The organism is Pseudomonas sp. RIT-To-2 (genome assembly GCF_029623465.1).
Lineage (GTDB): Bacteria > Pseudomonadota > Gammaproteobacteria > Pseudomonadales > Pseudomonadaceae > Aquipseudomonas > Aquipseudomonas silvicola.
Map to the genome: position 1 here is coordinate 1 of NZ_JAPYKM010000059.1, position 19,828 is coordinate 19,828.

15 protein-coding genes are annotated in these 19,828 nt (G+C 66.1%); 9 read left to right on the plus strand and 6 right to left on the minus strand.

The features are described from left to right. Positions 1-301 precede the first annotated feature (301 nt). From QBK88_RS29280 to QBK88_RS29305, 6 genes are read left to right on the plus strand one after another with little or no spacing between them, the layout of a single operon-like run. The gene (locus tag QBK88_RS29280) at positions 302-1,756 is read left to right on the plus strand and encodes an ABC transporter substrate-binding protein (RefSeq protein ID WP_277964817.1); all 1,455 of its coding nucleotides are present in this window, start codon (positions 302-304) and stop codon (positions 1,754-1,756) included. Further along, a complete protein-coding gene (locus tag QBK88_RS29285; RefSeq protein ID WP_277964818.1) occupies positions 1,753-2,763 on the plus strand; it encodes an ABC transporter permease in 1,011 nt (336 codons plus the stop codon). The genes QBK88_RS29280 and QBK88_RS29285 overlap by 4 nt, the downstream gene beginning before the upstream one ends. Next, complete coding sequence (locus QBK88_RS29290) at positions 2,763-3,599, plus strand: ABC transporter permease (RefSeq protein WP_277964819.1); 837 nt, start codon at positions 2,763-2,765, stop codon at positions 3,597-3,599. The genes QBK88_RS29285 and QBK88_RS29290 overlap by 1 nt, the downstream gene beginning before the upstream one ends. Then, complete coding sequence (locus QBK88_RS29295; RefSeq protein ID WP_277964820.1) at positions 3,596-5,002, plus strand: ABC transporter substrate-binding protein; 1,407 nt, start codon at positions 3,596-3,598, stop codon at positions 5,000-5,002. The genes QBK88_RS29290 and QBK88_RS29295 overlap by 4 nt, the downstream gene beginning before the upstream one ends. 30 nt (positions 5,003-5,032) lie before the next feature. Continuing rightward, positions 5,033-5,416 carry a VOC family protein gene (locus QBK88_RS29300; RefSeq protein ID WP_176571386.1) on the plus strand — a complete coding sequence of 128 codons (384 nt, stop codon included), beginning with the start codon at positions 5,033-5,035 and terminating at the stop codon, positions 5,414-5,416. After that, the gene (locus QBK88_RS29305) at positions 5,413-7,305 is read left to right on the plus strand and encodes an SUMF1/EgtB/PvdO family nonheme iron enzyme (RefSeq protein ID WP_277964821.1); all 1,893 of its coding nucleotides are present in this window, start codon (positions 5,413-5,415) and stop codon (positions 7,303-7,305) included. The genes QBK88_RS29300 and QBK88_RS29305 overlap by 4 nt, the downstream gene beginning before the upstream one ends. On the opposite strand, the gene QBK88_RS29310 is transcribed toward QBK88_RS29305, so the two are convergent. The 6 genes from QBK88_RS29310 to QBK88_RS29335 all read right to left on the minus strand — a co-directional run bounded on the left by QBK88_RS29310 (position 7,306) and on the right by QBK88_RS29335 (position 14,620). Beyond that, positions 7,306-8,265: an oligopeptide/dipeptide ABC transporter ATP-binding protein gene (locus tag QBK88_RS29310; protein WP_277964822.1), complete on the minus strand. Its 960-nt coding sequence runs from the start codon at positions 8,263-8,265 to the stop codon at positions 7,306-7,308. It lies immediately after the preceding gene. Further along, positions 8,265-9,251, minus strand: a complete 987-nt coding sequence (locus tag QBK88_RS29315) for an ABC transporter ATP-binding protein (RefSeq protein ID WP_277964823.1) — start codon at positions 9,249-9,251, stop codon at positions 8,265-8,267. Before QBK88_RS29315 ends, QBK88_RS29310 begins: the two co-directional genes overlap by 1 nt. Continuing rightward, positions 9,252-10,388, minus strand: coding sequence for a PatB family C-S lyase (locus QBK88_RS29320; protein ID WP_277964824.1), 1,137 nt, complete (start codon positions 10,386-10,388; stop codon positions 9,252-9,254). Between the two features lie 52 nt (positions 10,389-10,440). Continuing rightward, on the minus strand, positions 10,441-12,909 hold the full coding sequence (locus QBK88_RS29325; RefSeq protein ID WP_277964825.1) for a TonB-dependent receptor: 2,469 nt from the start codon (positions 12,907-12,909) through the stop codon (positions 10,441-10,443). 134 nt (positions 12,910-13,043) lie between these two features. Continuing rightward, a complete protein-coding gene (locus tag QBK88_RS29330; RefSeq protein WP_277964826.1) occupies positions 13,044-13,910 on the minus strand; it encodes a sulfurtransferase in 867 nt (288 codons plus the stop codon). After that, the gene (locus QBK88_RS29335) at positions 13,907-14,620 is read right to left on the minus strand and encodes a GntR family transcriptional regulator (RefSeq protein WP_277964827.1); all 714 of its coding nucleotides are present in this window, start codon (positions 14,618-14,620) and stop codon (positions 13,907-13,909) included. Before QBK88_RS29335 ends, QBK88_RS29330 begins: the two co-directional genes overlap by 4 nt. A gap of 444 nt (positions 14,621-15,064) precedes the next feature. Here QBK88_RS29335 and QBK88_RS29340 point away from each other — a divergent pair, with 444 nt between their 5' ends. The 3 genes from QBK88_RS29340 (at position 15,065) to QBK88_RS29350 (ending at position 19,585) form a co-directional block, all read left to right on the plus strand. After that, positions 15,065-15,559, plus strand: coding sequence for a hypothetical protein (locus QBK88_RS29340; RefSeq protein WP_277964828.1), 495 nt, complete (start codon positions 15,065-15,067; stop codon positions 15,557-15,559). Positions 15,560-15,873: 314 nt separating this feature from the next. Next, complete coding sequence (locus QBK88_RS29345; protein WP_277964829.1) at positions 15,874-17,196, plus strand: MFS transporter; 1,323 nt, start codon at positions 15,874-15,876, stop codon at positions 17,194-17,196. 16 nt (positions 17,197-17,212) lie between these two features. Beyond that, a complete protein-coding gene (locus QBK88_RS29350) occupies positions 17,213-19,585 on the plus strand; it encodes a glycoside hydrolase family 31 protein (RefSeq protein ID WP_277964830.1) in 2,373 nt (790 codons plus the stop codon). The last annotated feature ends 243 nt before the right edge of the window (positions 19,586-19,828 follow it).

Sequence of the window (19,828 nt, forward strand, 5' to 3'; positions counted from 1 at the left end):
CAGATGTGGGAGCGAGGGGGGCGCCGAGCCCTTGCTCGCGAAGCGCCGCGCGGGCGGCGCTCGGTCTCAAGGGTGCCAGAACAATCAAGCCATGCACCCCCCCCAAAAAAACCATTTCCGTTATAACTTAAGCACTTATTGCTCTTTAACCTTCACACACACCCACTGATATATTACAAGGAATATCACGCCTTCCGAGGTTCTCTGCTTGCGCCGTCTAGCGTTATTTCTTGCCTTGCTATGTCTGGCCTCCTGCCAGGCCCCGGACGATAAGGCGCAACTGCAGACTCTGGTCATAGCCGTGCCCTCCGACCCGGTGGGGCTGGATCCGGCCACCAACAAGGCGGAACCTGTAGGCAGTGAAGTCATCCTCAACCTGTTCGATACTCTGCTGGCGTGGGCGCCGCCGGCGTTCGATCATCTGGAAGGCCGGCTGGCCAGCCAGTGGGCGCTGAGCGCCGATGGCCGTCAACTGAGCCTGACCCTGCGCCCCGGCGTGCGGTTTCAGGACGGCACGGCGCTGGACGCACAGGCGGTGCAACAGTCCCTGAACCGGGCCGCGCGGCTCAACCCGTTCCTGGCCGCCAGCTTCAGGGCCATTCAGCGTATCGAAGTGACCGGCCCGCTGACCCTGCGCATTGACCTGGCTGAACCCATGCCCACCTTCGCGGCGCTGCTGGCCCAGCCCCAGGCGGCGATCGTCAAGGTCGCCGGCCTGCGTCCGGGCCAGCAGCCCAGCGGTACCGGGGCCTTCCGGCTGCGCCGCTACAGCCCGGACAACGAGTTGATCCTGGAACGTAACGACGACTACTTCCGCGGCCCTGCGCGCTTGCAGCGGCTCGTCTACCGGGTCATTCCCGATGCCTCCACCCGGCGCCTGGAATTGCGCTACGGCGGGGTCGATGTCAGCCCACCCATCAGCCAACTCGCCACCATTCCCACGGATGACATCCAGGCCTTCGCCGAAGACCACAAAGTGCAGGTCGTGCAGGCGCGCAGCCAGATCATCCGCCAACTGGACTTCAACAACGACAACCCTGACAGCCCCGTGCACGACCTGCGGGTGCGCCAGGCCATGGCCTGGGCGGTGGACTACGACGGCCTGGTCAATGGCATTCTCGGTGGTGTCGTGGAGCGTGTGTACGGGCCGCTGCCCACGGCCAGTTGGGCGTTCGACCCAGCCATGCAGGCCACGGCCTTTCACCATGACCCGGCCAAGGCCCGGCAACTGCTGGCCGAAGCGGGTTACCCGCCGGGCAGGCTGAAGTTGACCCTGTATGGTTTCCAGGGCGCGATGTGGACCAGCGTTGCCACCTTCCTGCAGGCCAACTTCGCTGAAGTGGGCATTGACGTGCGCATCGAGCAGAGCGAGTTCTCGCTGTTGCGCGCCCGTCACGTGGCCGGTCATTTCGATATCGCGCTGGACGGTCGCCAGCCCTGGTACAACGACCCCGATGCCCATATTACCCAGGGCTATCTGTCGAGCCTGGCGCGCTCGGCCATGACATTTCGCATGCCGCCCGACCCGGCGCTGGATGGCCTGATCGTGCAGGCCCGCAGCGTTGCCGACGCCAGCCTGCGCAAGCAGCTGTACAGCCAGCTGCAGCAGCAGCTGATGGCGCGGGTGCCGGCAGTGTACCTGTTCAGCAACAACCTCATCCTGTTCAAGCGCCCCCAGGTGCAGGGCCTGGCGCTCAACAGCGCACCGCCGCTGGTCGAGTACTGGTCGGTGTACAAGGAGGGCCCCGCACCGTGAACAGTTTTCTCGGCCGTCGCCTGTTGACCGCCGTGCCAGTGCTGGTGCTGGTGCTGCTGATGATCTTCACCCTGGCCCGCAACCTGCCTGGCGACCCCGCCGTGGCGCTGCTGGGGCCCGATGCCAGCGAGCAGCAGATCAGCGCACTGCGCAGCCAGTTGCAGCTGGACCAGCCGCTGTACGTGCAATTCGGCGCCTACCTGGGGCGCCTGGCGCACGGTGACCTGGGCATGTCGTTGAAGACCGGGCAGCCCGTGCTGACCGAGGTCGCCCGGCGTCTGCCGGCTACCCTGGAGTTGACCGTGCTGGCCACGCTGCTGGCGCTACTGGTGGGGATCCCCATGGGGATGGTGGCCGCCATGCGGGTCGACAGCCTGCTGGACCAGGCCTTGCGCGTGCTGTCGTTGGCGGGCGTGTCGATGCCAGCCTTCGTGCTGGCGCTGATGCTGCAGACACTGTTCAGCATTCACTTGGGCTGGCTGCCCATTTCAGGGCGCACCAGCCCTTATTACATCACCGAGCCGGTCACCGGCCTGGCCACGGTCGACTTCCTTCTGGCTGGCCAGCCTGCCGCGGCCTGGGACGCCTGCCTGCACCTGCTGATGCCCACCCTGGTGCTGGGCTCGTTCCTGGCCGCGGTGGTGGCGCGCTATGTGCGCAACAGCCTGCTCGAAGCACTGGGCGAACCTTTCGTGCGTACCGCGCGGGCCAAGGGCCTGGGCGAATGGCGGGTGGTGGGCGTGCATGCCCTGCGCAACGCCTTGCTGCCGGCCATTACCGTCATAGGCCTGCATTTCGCCGACATGCTCGGCGGCGCCATCCTCACCGAGACCGTGTTCGCCTGGCCGGGGGTAGGGCGCTTCATGCTCGATGCCATTCATAACCGCGACTACCCGGTGCTGCAGGGCACCACCCTGGTGTTCGCGTTGCTGTACATGCTGGTGTCGTTGCTGGTCGACCTGCTTTACGGCGTGGCGGACCCGCGCTTGCGCCACAGGGGGCACTGATGCACGAACTGGTTTACTTTGCCCGCACCAACCGCCTGGCGGTCGCCGGGGCGCTGATGCTGCTGGCCATTCTCGTCGGCATCGCCGTGGTGCCGCTGTGGCTGGCCTACGGGCCCAATACCCTGGCGGTCAGCGAGCGCTTCGTCGCCCCCGACGCCCGGCACTGGCTGGGCACCGACCTGTTTGGCCGCGATGTGCTCAGTCGCTTGCTGTACGGCGGGCGCTATACCCTGGCGGTCGGCTGCGCGGTGGTGGCCCTGGCGTTCACCGTGGGCGCCACGTTCGGCACCCTGTCCGGCTACTGCGGTGGCTGGGTTGACGCGCTGATGATGCGCCTGGTGGATGCGCTGCTGTCGTTCCCTTCGCTGGTGCTGGCCATTGCCCTGGCCGCCTGCCTGGGCCCCAGCCTGGTCAATGCCATGCTGGCCGTGGCCATTAGCCTGGCCCCCGGTTTCGCCCGGGTGGCGCGCGGCCAGGCGCTGAGCATCAGTGCGCGGCCCTATGTGGACGCGGCGATCTCCATGGGCCTGCCTCACCCTCACATTCTCTGGCACTACGTGGTGCGCAATGGCCTGGGGCCGCTGTTGGTGCAGGCATCCCTGGCCGTGGGCAGCGCCATCCTGCAGACCGCCAGCCTCGGCTACCTGGGCCTGGGCGCCCAGGCACCGCAGGCCGAATGGGGTGCGGACCTGGCCGCCAACCTGCAATACCTCGACCGCTCGCCGTGGATCGCCCTGGCGCCGGGGCTGGCAATCCTGGCCACGGTGCTGGCTTTCAACCTGATCGGCGACGCCCTGGCCAGCTGGTCGAACCCCAAGACACGGAGTTCACGATGAGTGCACGTTCCGCCCCCGAGACCCTGACCATTGCCCTGGAAAAGGTCGATTTCTTCCCACCCCACCGTGTCACCGACGACACCAGCATCCTGACCCTGAAGAACCTGGTGATGGAGCCACTGTGCCGCTGGCAGAACGGGCAGGTGGCGCCCGGCCTGCTGGGCAGTTGGCAGGTATCGGCGGATGGCCGTCAGTGGCGTTTCGAGATTCGCCCAGGTGCGCGGTTTCACGACGGCGTGGCCTGCCGCGCCGAGCATATCCTGGCCTTCATCGAGGGTATCCTGCAGTCCACCGATACCTTCGGCATGCCCTGGGCGTATGCCCGCTACCTGAGCGAGGTTCGGTTCAGCGCCTTGGGCGATACCACCCTGGGCATGCAGTGCGAGACGCCGGTGGCGGATATTCTGGAGATATTCTCGGAGTTCTTCATTTGCCGCTTCGATGAGCAGCAGGCACCGGTGCTGGGCACCGGGCCTTACCGGGTCACGGCGTTCACCGCCGGCCAGCAGGCATGCCTGCAACGGGTGGCCGCGGGCGAGGGGCCTCGGTATCTGGTACTGCGCGCCTGCGCCGACGCCCAGGCCCGCCATGAATGGCTGACCACAGGCGATGTGGACGTCGCCACCCACCTGGAACGCTGTGAGCGGCCCTTGGACTTCCGGGCGCCCTGGACCTGGCTGCGCCAGCTCAATACGCTGTCGGTGATGCAGTACCTGAACGCCGCGGACGGCTTGTTCCAGCACCCCCTGGCAAGGCTGGCGGTGAACCACGCGGTCAACGCGCAGGCGATCATCGATGATCTGTTCCAGGGCCTGGGCCAGCCGGCCGCCACGGTGGTCAGCCCCTGGCACAACGGCTTCGTCGAGGCCGGCATCGCGCCCATCAGCCATGACCCGGCCAAGGCCCGGGCCTTGCTCGACCAGGTGGGCGGCAACGCCGAGATCGTGTTGCGCAGCCCCGAATACATGCCGGAAAAAGCCCTGCAGATCACCGAACAGGTGCTGCACGCCTTGCAGGCCGTGGGCCTGCGCGGGCGCATCGAGGTTCAGACCGACCGCCCCGAGTACGCCCGTCAGGTCGGCCGCAAGCAGATGGGCGACGTGGCTATCTTCGACTCCTCGCCCCACAGCACTTTCCGGGTGCTCAACGACAAGATTTCCAGCCAGGTGCGCGGCAGTTGGTGGCAGGGCTACCACGATCCGGCCCTCGAACCCCTGATCCTCAAGGCCAACCAGTGCCTGGATGCGCGGCTGCGTGCCCAGGCCTACGGCCAGTGCCTGCGCCGCCTGAACCACAACCCGCCGTGGCTGTACCTGTTCCACCCGGTGGTGGTGGCCGGGGTTCGCCCAGGCTTGCCTGGCCTGGCCCTGGGGGCCAAGGGCGACCTGCTGATTCACCCCTGACCAACCCTTCCCGCACACGAGTTGACGACCATGGCATCGCGTTACCCGATCACCTTTTTCTACTACGACGACCTTGCGCCCATCAGCCAGTTCTACGAGCAGGTGCTGGGCCTGGAGCTGGTGCTGGACCAGGGCGTGGCCCGCATCTACCGCCTGGGCGAGCACAGCTACTTCGGCATCGTCGACGGCCAGCGTGGCCACCTCAAGGCTCAACCCCGCAGCGCAGTATTGCTGACCCTGGTGGACGAGGATGTCGAAGGCTGGCACCAGCGCTTGCAGGCCAAGGGCGTGGCGGGGTTGTCGCCGATCCTGCGAGGTACGTACTGTGAGCATTTCTTCTTTGAGGACCCGGCTGGGTATGCCCTGGAGATCCAGCGCTTTCACAACCCGGCCGTGGCCGAGCTGTTCCGATGAACCTGGCTCAACGGCTGGGCCTGTGGCGCGCGCGCTGCCAGGCACGGGGCGCTGACGAGGCGCTTTACCGGGTAGCGGGGCAGCCGGTGGCGCTGGCCGACGGGTACGTACCGCTGCTGCTCGACTACACCCATGAGGACCGCGCGGCCAAGGGCTTGCGCGCGTTCGTCGCCGACCAGCAGAAGACCCCGCCGGTGTACTTCAGCGCCGCGCAACTGGTGGACGAGGCGCCGCTGTTGCTGTTGCACGGCCCGGCCGGGAGTGGCAAGAGCACCCTCGCCCGGCATCTGCTCAGCCATCTGGCGAGGGATGAGGCGGTGTTGCCGGTGTACCACCAGGTCACTGCCCCCGTGACGCTGAGCAGCCTGCTGGCCGAGGAGGGTGGCCTGGCGCTGGCGGCCCTGGAGGCCGGGTACACCGTTACCTTGATCATCGACGGTGCAGAACATTGGCATGCCGAGGCGTTCTTCACCCAGGCAGCCCCTTATGTGATGGTTTTCCCGCGGCTACGCATGCTGTTGCTGGGCCGCAGCGAGCCGTGCCGCGAGTGGGGGTTGGCGGCGCAGTGGCAACGGCACGGGTTGTTGCCATTGCAGACCGAGCAGCGCCGGGCGTTCATCGCCCAGCGCTGGCCGGCCCTGGCCGAATCCTTCGCGGCCCGCGGCGACGCCCCTCTGCTGTCGCGGCCCGCAGCGTTTGCCCTGGCGCTGGGGGTGGGCGACGCGTCTGGCGAACTGGTTCTGGCCGAACGCGGCGCCCAGGCCGCTGGCGATACCACCCTGCTGCGCAGCCGCTACGTTCAGGACCTGCTCTCGGTGGGGCGGTGGCGTGAGGCTGATGGCCAGGTGTTGGCCGCACACCTGCGCCGCGAACCACAGCGCTGGGCCGAGCCGCTGCTGTATCTGGGCCTGGAGCGGTTGAGGGCCGGTGTGCCGGTTGATGACCTGATCAGCGCCTTGCCTGCGGCCGGCGCGGCCGGGGTGTTGCTGGCCTGCGCTTTGCACCAGCAGGTGCCAGCACCCTCGGCAGCTGCGCGCCAGACGCTGCTGGCAGCGCTGCGGGCCGTGGTTGAAACCGCTCGCGAGCCCCTGGCGTCGCGGGTCAGTGCTGCCCAATGGCTGGCGCGCTGGGGCGACCCACGCAACTTGCAGGCACTGGTAGAAGTGCCCGCGGGCACCCTGACCCTGGGCTCGCTGCGCCATGCCAACTCGGCTCCGGTGAGCCAGATGCCCATGGCCGCGTACAGGATCGGCCGCTACCCGGTGTGCAACCGGGATTACCTGGCTTTTGTCGCCGCCACCGGCCGCCCCTGGCGCAGCGAGCAGGGCCGCTTGCCTGAGCGCGCCAATGCCCCGGCCGTCGACCTGACCTGGCATGACGCCATGGCCTACTGCGCCTGGTTGACGGCGCAGTGGCGGGGGCAAGGGCGTATCGCTGCCACCGACACGGTGTGCCTGCCCAGTGAGCCGCAGTGGGAATACGCGGCCCGCGGCCCGCAGCCCGAGTCGGTAGAGGCCGATGTCTATCCCTGGGCTGGCCCTTGGGCACCCGACCATGGCAATGGCGAAGAAGCGGCGCTCAACGATACTTGCGCGGTGGGGCTGTTCCCCGCTGGCCGTTCGCCGTGGGGCTGCGATGACTTGTGCGGGCAGGTCTGGGAATGGACTACCACGTTGTGGGGCGAGGACATGGCCACGCCCCGGTTTGCCTACCCCTACGCGGAAGATGGCCGCGAAGCCCCGGACGCCCCGGCCGAGGTGCGCCGGGTACTGCGCGGCGGCTGTTTCTCCAGCCCGGCGTGGAAGGCCTGCTGCACCTACCGTGGCAGCCTGGAACCTGAGGGTTACTGGCGTGGCAACGGTTTCCGCGTGGTGGTCAACGCCGGCTGATCACAGGTGGTGGCACGCCACGCTATGGCCCGGCGCTGCCTCGCGCAGTAGCGGGGCGGCTTCGGCGCAGCGGGCGGTGCGCCGTGGGCAGCGGTCGTGAAAGGCGCAGGCATCCGGCCCGCTCGGTACCTGGGGCATCGCCACGACGGCGGTGGTCGGCGTTCCCCGCAGCCGGGGCACCGACTCCAGCAGCAAGCGGGTATAGGGGTGCAGGGGCGTGCGGTACAACGCCTCGCACGGGGCGCTCTCGACGATACGGCCGCGGTACATCACCGCGACCCGCTGGCTCATGTGCCGTACCACCGCCAGGTCGTGGGCGATGAACAGGTAGGCCAGGCCGTAGCGTTCCTTGAGGTCCTGCATGAGGTTGAGCACCTGGGCCTGTACCGACACATCCAGTGCCGACACGGGCTCATCGGCCACGATCAGTCGCGGTTGCAGGGCCAGGGCGCGGGCAATGGCGATGCGTTGGCGCTGGCCACCGGAAAACTCATGGGGGTAGCGTAGCCCGTGGCTGCTGGCCAGGCCTACCTGCTGCAGCAACTCGGCCACCCGGTCGCGGCGATCGCTGGCGCTCAGGTGCGGAGCATGCACCTTGAGTGGTTCTTCCAGGGACTGGGCTACGGTATAGACCGGATTCAGCGAACCGCCGGGGTCCTGGAACACCATCTGCAACTGCGGGCGCCAGGCGTTGAACTGTTTCAGTGGAAGGCCCAGCAGGTCGACGCCGTCCAGGCGTACCTGGCCGCCATTGGCGGGTGTGAGGCGCATCACCAGTTTGCCGGTGGTGGATTTGCCACACCCTGACTCGCCCACCAGGCCCAGGGTCTCGCCGGCCCCCAGGTCGAAGTCCAGGCCGTCGACCACCCGGTGGTGCACGGGCGGCGCCAGCCAGCCACGGCTTGGGCGCGTGTAGTGTTTACGCAGGTCGCGGACCTGCAACAAGGGGGGATTGCTCATCAGGCGGACTCGGTCAAGGGGTGCCAGCAGCGCACCTGGCGCGTGGCCGTCAGCGCGGCCAGCGCCGGGCGTTCGGCCCGACAGCGGTCATCGGCGTGGCCGCAGCGCGCGGCGAAGGCGCAGCCCACCGGGCGCTGGTGCAGGTCGGGCACCTGCCCGGCCAGGCCCGGGAGGCGTGCGGGGCTGGCATCGATGTCGGGCATCGACGCCAGCAGGGCACGGGTGTAGGGGTGGGCCGGGCGTTCGAACAGACGTTGCACCGGGCCCTGTTCAACCACTTGGCCCAGGTACATCACCAGGGCCCGGTCGGCATACTGGGCCACCACCCCCAGGTCATGGGTAATCAACAGCAACGCCATGGCCCGGCGCCGGCGCAGGCCGTCCAGCAGGTGCATGACCTGGCGCTGCACGGTCACGTCCAGGGCGGTGGTGGGCTCATCGGCGATCAGCAGGCGCGGATTGCAACTGACGGCCATGGCGATCATTACCCGCTGGCACAGGCCGCCGGACAATTGGTGAGGGTAGGCCTTGAGGCAATCGGCGGGGTGGGGAATGCCCACCTCCGCGAGCAAGCGCAAAGCCTCCTGTTCGGCCTCCCGGGCATCCAGCGGCAGGTGCCGGCACAGGGTTTCGCGCAGTTGCCGGCCGATGCTAAGCACCGGGTTGAGGGCGCTCATGGGGTCCTGAAAAATCATCGCCAGGTCGCGGCCGCGCACCTCGTCGAGCTGGCGACGGCGCAGTTGGCGCAAATCCTGGCCATTGAACAGGATCTGGCCCTGGCTCACCTGGCCGCTTCGGGGTGGGATCAGGCCCATCAGCGACAAGGCAGTGGCGCTCTTGCCGCAGCCGGACTCACCCAGCAGCGCCACCACTTCGCCGGGGTATACGGCCAGGTCGACCCCGGCCACCACGGTGAGGGGACCGCGACGGCTGTGGAAGCAGGTGTGCAGGTCGCTGACCTGCAGCAACGGGGCAGGGGCTTTCATTCAGCGGCCCTGCAGGCTGGCCTGCAGGCGGTCCAGGCCCTCGGCGAGCAGGGCCCGCGGGCAGCCGAAATTCAGCCGCACGAAGCCAGCGCCGGCTGGGCCGAAGTCCCGGCCGTCACTGAGGGCAACCTTGGCCTGCTGCAGGAAGAACTGCTGGGGGTTACCCAGCTCCAGCGCCCGGCAATCGAGCCAGGCCAGGAAGGTGCCCTGGGGGCTGTGCAAGTGGATGCCGGGAAAGCGCCGGGCCAGTTGTGCGACGAGGAAGTCACGGTTGCCTTGCAGGTAGGCATTGGCCTGTTGCAACCAGTCGCCGGCCTGGGCGTAGGCGGCCTGGGTGGCCACCAGGCCCAGCACGTTGACGCTGTCGACCATGCCTTGGCGGCTGGCGTTGAAGCGCTGGCGCAGCTCGGGGTTCTGGATGATCGCGAAAGCGGTCTTCAGCCCGGCAATGTTGTAGGCCTTGCTGGCTGACATCAGGGTGACCGTGCGCCGGGCGATCTGCGGCCCCAGGGCGGCGATGGGGGTATGCCGACGGCCGTCGAAGAGGATGTCGGCATGGATCTCGTCGCTGATCAGCAGCAGGTCGTTGGCCACGCAGGCGTCGGCGATGGCGTGCAACTCATCGCGCTCGAAGACCTTGCCCAGCGGGTTGTGCGGATTGCTCAGCAGGAGCGCGCCGGCGCCGCGGGTGGCGCTGGCCAGGCGCGCCGGGTCGACGCTACCGTCGGCTTCGAATGGCAGTTGCACCGGCGTCTGTTGCCAATACCCGGGGGACGACAGCAGTGGCTGATGGTTGGGGGTTTGCACCACCACCCCCGCGCCCGGAGCCACCAGGCCCTTGAGGGCCATGCTGATGCCGGGTTCGACGCCAGGCAGGAACACCAGGTCCTGGGCGTCGATGGTCCAGTCATAGGCCTGGGCCATGTGGCGAACCAGGGTCTGGCGCAGCTCGTCCTGGGCCACGCTGTAGCCCAGCAGCGGATGCTGCAGGCGTTCGCCCAGGGCCTGGACAATGGCTGGCGCCACGGCGAAGTCCATATCGGCCAGCCACAGGGGCAGCACCTGCGGACCGTACTGCGCCCATTTGCGGCTACCGGTGTGGTGGCGGTCCCACAGGCGGTCAAAATCGTGAGTCATGCGGGCAATCTCGTCGGCGGGGGCGGCGGCTTGGCCACCACCCCCGGTGGGGTCAGAACGTGTAGTTCAGCTTGGTGTAGTAGAACGCACCATTGGCGCCGTAGGGCGACAGGCCGGTGTCGTAGGGTAGCTCGTTGCGCAGGTACTGGTCGTTGCTGGATTTGACTTTGCTGGGGTACTGGTCGAACAGGTTGTCGGCACCGGCGGTGAGGGTCCAGTTGCCCAGGCGGTAGCTGACCGACGCGTTGGTGATCCAGCGTGCGGCATAGCGCTGTGGCTCGATCCCGGCCGCGTAGGGGTAGGAGGAGGGCGAGCGGGTCACGGCGCCATAGCGAGTCTGGTTGACCATCACGCTCCAGCGGTCGTAGCTCCAGTCGGCGGTCAGCGAGTACTTGGTGCGTGGTGTGGCGTCGGTCAGCAGGCTCTGGCTACCCGGCCCGAACAGCTGGGACGAGGGCGAGTACTGGCTGAGCACACTGTTGCTGTTGTTGATCGACAGCACCCGGGTCTTGTTGTAGTTGGCGCTGGCCGACAGGTTCAGCTTGCCGAATTCCTGCAGGTCGAAACGGTGGCTGCTGACCAGGTCGATGCCGCGGGTCTGGGTCTTGGCCGCGTTGACGAAGAACTGCGCGGCGGTCACCTGCTGGCCCGGCACGGTACCGTTGAAGTAGTCGGACAGGGCGGAACCGGTAGGCATCAGGATCTTGTCGGAATACAGGATCTGGTTGTCGATGGTGATCTGGTAAGCGTCGACGGTCAGGTCCCAGTCCTTGGTCGGCGACCACACCAGGCCCAGGCTCAGGTTATTGGATTTCTCCGGCTTCAGGTCCTGTGCGCCCAGGGCGCGCGCGGCGGCGCTGTCCACCGCGTAGGTGCCCGACTGGGTCAACTGCTGGTTGACGATGCTGGTGTTGATGGACTGGTAATGCTGTTGAGCCAGGGACGGTGCGCGGAAACCATTGGACAGGGTGCCGCGCAGGGCCAGGGTATTGGTCAACTGGTAGCGCAGCGAGAGCTTGCCCGAAGAGGTGGAACCCACGCCTTCGTTGTAGTCCTCGTAACGCCCCGCCAGCCCTACGGACAGCTTGTCGGTGAGGTCGGTTTCCAGGTCCACGAAGGTGTTCAGGCTGTCGCGGCTCCAACTGCCGGTCTGGTCCGGGGTGGTACCGGTGCGGATCTGCGCACCGGCCGCCGAGCCGTTGAGCGCGTAATAGGACGACGGCTCGCCGGCCCCGATCTTGTAGCCCTCGCGGTGCACGCCGGCGCCCCAGGTAAAGGACAACGGGTTGGGCAGAAAGCCCAGCTTGAATTCCTTGCTCCATTCGGTGCCCACCTGGGCGTCGGTGGAGGTGTATTTACCCAGGTAGAAGTGGGTAGGGCTGTAGCCGTAACTGTTGTAGTAGGAAACGTTGAGGGTGTTCCAGGCGTTGAGTTTTACCTCGTTCTCGCCGTAGCTGGCGTAGGTTTTCCAGTCCCAGTCGGCGGCGTTGTGGCCCTTGAAGCCCAGGGTGGTCTGCAGGTCGTTGCTGGTCACCACCTGTTCGGGCAGGTAGCCGTTGGGGTAGATGGCCTTGATGTTGCGGCTGTTGTTCTGGGTGCGGTAGTTACCGTAGGTGGTTTCTTCACGCTGGCCCAGAATCACGTTCCCGTAAGTGGTGATGTCCGGGGACAGCTGGTACTGGAAGTTCAGCGCGCCCTGGTAGTCGGTTTCCGGTGAGTCGCCGCGGTTCTGGTAGGCATAGCCGCCATCGGCCGCCGCGGTCTGGGCGTTCTGGTCGCCGAACTGGGCGCGGTTGGTGCCGTCGAGGTTCGCCGCATTGAACGAGAGCCGTGCCCAGCCGGGGTGTTCGTCGGTGCCGATGTCCAGGCCGTAGCTGCCTGCCAGGCTGCGGTGGATACCGTCGCCTTCCTTGGTCTTGCCGAACTCGGCTTCGATAGTGTTGGCGCCAGGAGTGGCACCGTGCTTGAGGATGATGTTGACCACCCCGGCGATGGCGTCGGAGCCGTACTGGGCCGAGGCGCCGTCGGTGAGTACCTCGATGTGGTCAATGGCCGACGTCGGGATCGACGCCACGTCAACAGGCGCCGAGCCGCGGGCCAGGTCACTGTTGAGGTTGACGGTGGCGGAGGTGTGGTAACGCACCCCGTCCACCAGCACCACCACCTGGTTGGGCGACAGCCCGCGCAGGATGAACGGCCGCTGCAGGCCGGCGGCGCCCTGGTTGAAGCGCGGGAAGGTCACCGCGGGCAGCAGCGCGCTCAGTGCGCTGCCAATGTCCGAGTAGCCGCTGGACTGCAGCTCCTTGCTGGAAATGACCTGGATCGGCGCCAGGGACTCGGCCACGGTGCGGCCGGTCTGGCGGGTGCCGGTGACCACGACTTTCTGCAGTTGCGTGTCGGCGCTGCTGGTGCTGTCGTCACTGCTCGCCTGGGCGGCGAGTGCCGCGGCCGGGGTGTTGATGGCGCACAGCAGCAAGCCCAGTGTGGTGGTCCTGGAAAGACCGGAGCCGGTTGGCTTCATGAAGGTGTAACTCCCCTAAAGGTGCAACGGAACGTTTAAAAGCTCCCTTTTCCTGTGTAGGGTCATCTGGGCGCAGAAACCCGTCCCGCGTCGTGGTTGCCGCGCGGGTTGGGTGGTACAGCAAGGTTCAGCCCCTAGCCGGGCTGCGAGCCCTGGGCAACAGGTAGCTCGGGGTCGGCGCTCCAGGCCGACCAGGAACCGACGTACAGCGGTGCCTGAACACCGATGCAGGCCAGCGCAAGAATGGCGTGCGCGGCCGATACACCGGCGCCGCAGTACACCCCCGCCGGGCGCGTGCCATCCACGCCCAGGGCGAGGAAGCGGGCGCGCAGGGCGTCGTTGTCCAGGAACGTGCGGTCGGCCTGCAGCAGCTCGGTGGCCGGCAGGTTGAGCGCCCCGGGAATGTGCCCGCGCGGTGGCTGCCCGGCCACGCTGGGGCCGCCTTGGTAGTTGGGCGCGATGCGGGTGTCCAGCAGTACACCGTCGCGGGCCAGCAGGCGGCTTTGGGCGGCGGTCAGTTGCGCCAGGTGGCCGGCGCTGAGGGTGACATCGCCCCGGGCGGGGGCCGGCCTGGCAACGTTTTCAGTGGGCAGGCCGGCGGCTTGCCAGGCGTCGAAGCCGCCATCGAGCAGGCGTACCCGGGCCACACCGGCCCAGCGCAGGGTCCACCAGGCGCGGGCCGCCTGCAGCCCACCATCGTGGTCATACACCACCACGGTGCTGCCGTGGCCAATGCCCCAGGCGCGCGCCTTCTGTTCCAGCTCGACGAGGGTGGGCAGGGGGCGCGAGCCCAGGCGGCCGCCACCGGGGGCGGCGAAGTCTTCGGCCAGGTCACTGTCCTGCGCCGTGGGGATGCGTTGACGCTCGGCGCGGGGCACCACGCTGTCGGTGTCCGGGCTGTGCACGGCAAGCACGACTGGCGGCTGGGCGCTGGCCAGCTCGGCGGCCAGTTGCGCGGCGCTGATCAGTACCTGGTGGCGTGAGAGGGCGGTAGTGGTCATAGGGAAATGTCCGGGTATTCGGCGGCCATCAATGATTGCAGCAGGCCCTTGCGGGTGCTTTCAATGTGCTGGCTCATCACGGCGCGGGCCTGATCGGGGTCGCCTGAGCGCAGTACATCGAGCAGGTCGTTGTGCTCGCGGTTGGTCTCGGAATTGATGTCGCGGGCCTGGGCGCCCAGGTGGAAGAAGCGCTCGCCTTCCTCCAGGTGGCTGACCACCAGCGCATGCAGGCGCGGGTTGCCAGAAGCCTGGCTGATGGCCAAGTGAAACTCGCGGTTGGCGTCGACGAAATCTTCACGGCTCTTGTTTTCCTCCAGCCGGTAGGACGCATCGGCCAGGGTTTCCAGCGCGGCGAAATCGTCTGGCTTGAGATGGCGGGCGGCCAGCGCCGCGGCATCGCCTTCCAGCACCGCGCGAATGTGGAACAAGTCGTTGATGGCCTTGATGGTCACCGGGGCAATCCGGTAGCCCCGGCGCGGGTAGCTCTCCACCAGGCCTTCCAGGCACAGGCGCATCAGCGCCTCGCGAACAGGGGTCTTGCTCATCTCCAGGCGTTCGGACAGCTCCTGCTCGGACACTTCCAGCCCAGGCGGCATCTGGCAGGTGATGATCTGGCTGCGCAGGGCGGCGTACGCCTGTTCAGTCAGCGACTTGCCTGAACGCGGGGTAACGGCCTGTTTGTCGAGTGGTTGGGTGGCGTGCCTGGCCATGAGCAGATCCATTCCTGGTAGATATTTTTCGTAATATATCACGGAAAATATCTAAGGCACTGTGGGGCTTGGAACGTGTGGTTCTATGGTTAGATCAAGCGCCGCGCAGGCGGCGCTCGACCCCGGAAACGCTGCAGCGCCAACCACGGGTACCGGGGGAGCGCAAAAGATTGCGGCCTGCTTAGACCGAATATTTCCGAAAGGTATTAGCTAATCGTCTGGCGGAATATCGATGGTTTCGGTTTGGATCACAAAGCGTCGACAGGTGACGTCATAGCGCCTTAATCCATGTGATAGCGTCTATCGTGGTTGTTATACGGGCCTTATACCGTGCCTTGGCAGCGGTTTTTTGCGCTTTACCGGACCGTTGTCGAGGGCCGTTCGATACGTAGAATCGCCCCCACCAGCTTCTCCCCACCTATCGAATTGAAAGAGGATTTCACCATGATGAACGCAATGCAGATGCCCATGAGCGCCAACATGCCAATGATGCCAATGATGGGCATGCCGATGATGATGGCCACCATGACCTGCGACATGATGGAAGATTGCATGATGTGCACCATGAAGCCTGCCGCCGGCATGGACATGGCCATGTTCCGCAACAACTGCGAAATGATGCAGATGATGATGAACTGCGGCATGCCGATGATGATGCATTGCGGCAACATGTCGATGATGTGGATGTCCCAGGCCGCCATGCCCATGGGCATGATGATGCCGATGCCGATGATGGGCATGCCAATGCCGATGATGAAGTGCGTCATGGAATGCGAGGTGATGGGCGACACCATGACCTGCAAGATGATGCCAATGCCTGGCATGACCATGGACATGATGAAGAACTGCTGTGCGCTGATGATGAAAATGATGAACGACTGCAGCATGCCGATGATGATGAGCTGCAACGGCATGCCGATGATGTGCTGCACCTGCTGAGTCATTCCCCGCGCCCTGTAGCGGCCGCCAGGCCGCTACCAGGTGTCGCGCAACATCAGGCCCCCTTCGCTTCACCTCCCTCGCCCCACGCTCTGCTATTGACAGCCACTCCTTCCGTGCCTTTAACTTGTACGACAACTTAGGCCGCAAAGCAAAGGATCTGTCGATGGCTCTCCCTCCTGTTTCATAGCGATATAGCGCTTTGGTCCGACCCGGCATCCGTGCTTGCTTTCAGGCTTGTATGATGTCTAAGGGGTGGCTCACCGAACAGCGCCCCCCTCCCAATAAAAACAATCAGGGTGATCGGTAATCGCATGACGACGAAAACACGCGTGACTCGCGAAGCCGTGGGCGTTCGCGCCACGGTCAGGCACCTGCGCTGGTGGATGCTGGGCCTGTTCCTGCTGGGGGTGACGGTCAATTACATCACCCGCAATTCCCTGGGCATTCTGGCGCCGGAGCTCAAGACCGAGCTGAGCATGAGTACCCAGCAGTACTCGTACGTGGTGGGTGCGTTTCAGTTGGCTTACACCTTCTTCCAGCCGTTGTGTGGCTGGCTCATCGACGTGGTGGGCCTCAAGGTCGGCTTCATGCTCTGCGCCACGGTGTGGGCGGTGGTGTGCATGGCGCATGCCGGGGTCGGTACCTGGTTGCAACTGGCGTTGCTGCGCTTCTTCATGGGCGGCGCCGAGGCGGCAGCCACGCCCGCGACCGCCAAGACCCTGGGGGAGTGGTTCCCGCGCAAGGAACGGCCGGTAGCGGCCGGTTGGGCCGGGGTCGGTTTTTCGGTGGGTGCCATGCTGGCGCCGCCCATCATCGTGATGGCCCATGTGTCCTTCGGCTGGCGTGGTGCGTTCATGTTTTCCGGGGTACTGGCAGCCACCTGGGTGGTGCTGTGGTGGTGGCTGTACCAGGCGCCGCAGCGCCACGGACGGCTCAGCGACAGCGAGCGCGCTCTGATTCTTCAGGACCAGGAACCGGAGCTGCCGCGCCAACCTTTACTGCCCACCTTGCGCTCGGTGCTCGGTAACCGTCGTTTCTACGGTATCGCGATACCTGCGTTCATGGCGGAGCCGGCGTGGGCCGTACTGAGTTTCTGGGTGCCGTTGTACCTGGCCAACGAGCGTGGCATGGACCTCAAGCAGATCGCCTTGTTTGCCTGGGTGCCTTTTCTGGCCGCCGACCTGGGCAGTGTCGCCAGCGGTTACCTGACCCGCCTGTACACCCGCCTGTTCGGCTGTGCGCGGGTCAACGCGGTGGTGGCCAGTTCCGCCAGCGGCGCGGTGCTGATGCTGTCGCTGGCCGGCGTGGCGCTGACGCGCGACCCTTACGTGGCCATCGCGCTGATCTCCATCGGCGGTTTTGGCCACCAGATCATCTCCTGCATGCTCAGCGCCCTGGTGGTCGAGACCTTCGACAAAAGCCAGATGGCCACGGTCAACGGCATGCGCGGCTCGTGCGCGTGGATCGCCAGCTTCCTGTTCTCTCTGGTGATCGGCCTGACCACCGACACCTTCGGCTTCAACCCGATCTTTATCGCCATGGGCTTCTTCGACCTGCTGGGTTGCCTGTTCATGGTGCTGTTCATTGCCGAGCGCCGCACCGCGCGCGCCGTCACCGCTACCCCTGCCACCTGAAATACGGGACTGACTGATGAAAACCCTGAAGCATTGGACGCTGGAGCACCGAGGCCCGCATCATGTGGCCCTGAAGGTCGATGGCCGTCATCTGTTCTGCCTGTACGTGCTGGAAACCTCGATGTTCCGCGTGCTGGTCAAGCGCCAGGGGGAACTGACCCTGGACCGTACCTGGTCCATCGCGCCCGACCAGGATGTGCCCTGGGAAGGCCGGCCCCGCGAGAGTCTGGAAGGGTTCGGCTTGCCGCCGTTTACCTTCGACCAGCACGAACACGGCGTGACCCTGGCCACCGAGCGCTTGCGGGTAACCGTGCACCAGCCGTTGTGGTTGCAGTGGGAGTACCGTGACGAACACGACACCTGGCAGCCGCTCGCCGACGACCGTCCCACCAGCGCCTATTGGCTGGGCGCGGGCGGGCAGGGTGTCGCGCACTACCAGCGCCGCCAAGCCGACGACCATTACTACGGCCTGGGGGAGAAAACCGGTGATCTGGAACGCAGTGGCCGCCGCTTCGAGATGCGCAACCTCGATGCCATGGGCTACAACGCCGCGAGCACCGACCCGCTGTACAAGCACATCCCGTTCACCATCACCCGGCGCGCCGGCGTCAGCTTCGGCCTGTTCTACGACAACCTCAGCAGCAGTTGGCTGGACCTGGGCAACGAACTGGACAACTACCATGCGCCGTATCGCCGCTACGAAGCCCAGGCCGGGGACCTGGACTATTACCTGTTCCTGGGCCCGCGCGTGCTCGACGTCACCAAAGCCTTCGTGCGCCTGACCGGCAAGACCCTGTTCGGGCCCAAGTGGAGCCTGGGTTACAGCGGCTCCACCATGCATTACACCGACGCCCCCGATGCCCAGCAGCAGTTGCTGAAGTTCATCGAGCTGTGCCGCGAACACCAGATTCCCTGCGACTCGTTTCAGTTGTCTTCCGGGTACACCTCCATTGGCGACAAGCGCTACGTGTTCCACTGGAACCACGACAAGGTGCCGCACCCCCGCGCACTGAGCGATGCCTTTCACGCTGCCGGGTTGAAGTTGGCGGCCAACATCAAGCCGTGCTTGCTGCAAGACCACCCGCAGTACGCCCGCGTGGCCGAGCAGGGCCTGTTCATTGGCGACTCCGAAGGTGACCTGCCGGAGCGCTCGGTGTTCTGGGACGACGAAGGTTCGCACCTGGACTTCACCAACCCCGCGACCATCGCCTGGTGGCAGGCCAATGTCACCGAGCAGTTGCTGGAACTGGGCATCGACTCGACCTGGAACGACAACAACGAGTACGAGGTGTGGGACGGCGACGCCCGCTGCCACGGTTTTGGGCGCCCCATCGCCATCAAGCTCATTCGCCCGGTGATGCCGTTGCTGATGATGCGCGCGTCCATGCAGGCCCAGCAGCGTTTCGCCCCGCACAAGCGCCCGTACCTGATTTCCCGTTCAGGTTGCGCAGGCATGCAGCGTTACGTGCAAACCTGGAGTGGCGACAACCGCACCAGTTGGCAGACCCTGCGCTACAACACGCGCATGGGCCTGGGCATGAGCCTGTCGGGCTTGTACAACATCGGCCATGACGTTGGCGGGTTCAGCGGTGCCAGGCCCGACGCGGAACTGTTCGTGCGCTGGGTGCAGAATGGCGTGATGCACCCGCGTTTCACCATCCATTCCTGGAACGATGACCACAGCGTCAACGAGCCGTGGATGCATGCCCAGGTGACACCGGCGATTCGCGCCGCGATCAACCTGCGCTACCGGTGGCTGCCGTACTTCTACACGCTGTTGTGGCAGGCCAGCGCCGATGACGAGCCGATTCTGCGCCCGACCTTTCTGGACCATGAGCACGATGAGCGCACGTTCGAGGAAACCGACGACTTCATGCTTGGCCGTGATGTGCTGGTGGCCAGTGTGGTGAGCCAGGGCGAGGTTGCCCGCGCGGTGTACCTGCCGCGTAATGAACTTGGCTGGTACGACTACCACAGCGGCCAGTGGCATGCGGGCGGGCAAACGGTGGTGCTCGACGCCCCGCTGGACCGGTTGCCGTTGCTGGTGCGCGCGGGGGCTGCCTTGCCGTTGTCGGCGCGTTGCGCGGCAGTGGATGTCGCCCGGGATGACCAGCGCGAACTGCTGCTGTTCGCCGCGCCGGGCGTCGGGGAAGGGCGTGGGCAGTTGTTCGAGGACGACGGGGAAAGCCATGGCTGGCAGCAAGGCCATGCGCTATGGCTGGATTGGACCTTGCGCAGTGATAGCCAGCGCATCGACCTGACCATTACCCAGCGCGGCGATTTCCGCCCGGCCTGGCAAGCCCTGGCCGTCACTTTGCGCCCAGGCGAAACCCGGCCGTTGTACATCAATGGCCAGGCTACCGACCGTTACCCCCTGATCCGCCCGTAGACACAAGCGGACCTCGCCGCATCACGAACGCGCATGCCGCCGACGCGGCCTCACGGTCGCTGGGCCGTGGAAACTGTGTAGGACCGGGCGAAGCTCGGGAAGGGGCCCGCCAGGTCGATCGCGTTGTCCGCTTCCCGAGCTGGCGCCCGGTCCCACAACGGCACGCGCGAGCCTGGCGCGTGCATCGCCGACGCGGCCACGGCAACCCTGTGGGACCGGGCGAAGCTCGGGAAGGGGCCCGCC

Coding starts and splice junctions, on each gene's coding strand:
- QBK88_RS29295 (WP_277964820.1), top strand. CDS start 3,596: ATGAGTGCACGTTCCGCCCCCGAGACCCTGACCATTGCCCTGGAAAAG.
- QBK88_RS29350 (WP_277964830.1), top strand. CDS start 17,213: ATGAAAACCCTGAAGCATTGGACGCTGGAGCACCGAGGCCCGCATCAT.
- QBK88_RS29330 (WP_277964826.1), bottom strand. CDS start 13,910: ATGACCACTACCGCCCTCTCACGCCACCAGGTACTGATCAGCGCCGCG.
- QBK88_RS29325 (WP_277964825.1), bottom strand. CDS start 12,909: ATGAAGCCAACCGGCTCCGGTCTTTCCAGGACCACCACACTGGGCTTG.
- QBK88_RS29320 (WP_277964824.1), bottom strand. CDS start 10,388: ATGACTCACGATTTTGACCGCCTGTGGGACCGCCACCACACCGGTAGC.
- QBK88_RS29300 (WP_176571386.1), top strand. CDS start 5,033: ATGGCATCGCGTTACCCGATCACCTTTTTCTACTACGACGACCTTGCG.
- QBK88_RS29290 (WP_277964819.1), top strand. CDS start 2,763: ATGCACGAACTGGTTTACTTTGCCCGCACCAACCGCCTGGCGGTCGCC.
- QBK88_RS29305 (WP_277964821.1), top strand. CDS start 5,413: ATGAACCTGGCTCAACGGCTGGGCCTGTGGCGCGCGCGCTGCCAGGCA.
- QBK88_RS29345 (WP_277964829.1), top strand. CDS start 15,874: ATGACGACGAAAACACGCGTGACTCGCGAAGCCGTGGGCGTTCGCGCC.
- QBK88_RS29340 (WP_277964828.1), top strand. CDS start 15,065: ATGATGAACGCAATGCAGATGCCCATGAGCGCCAACATGCCAATGATG.
- QBK88_RS29335 (WP_277964827.1), bottom strand. CDS start 14,620: ATGGCCAGGCACGCCACCCAACCACTCGACAAACAGGCCGTTACCCCG.
- QBK88_RS29310 (WP_277964822.1), bottom strand. CDS start 8,265: ATGAGCAATCCCCCCTTGTTGCAGGTCCGCGACCTGCGTAAACACTAC.
- QBK88_RS29315 (WP_277964823.1), bottom strand. CDS start 9,251: ATGAAAGCCCCTGCCCCGTTGCTGCAGGTCAGCGACCTGCACACCTGC.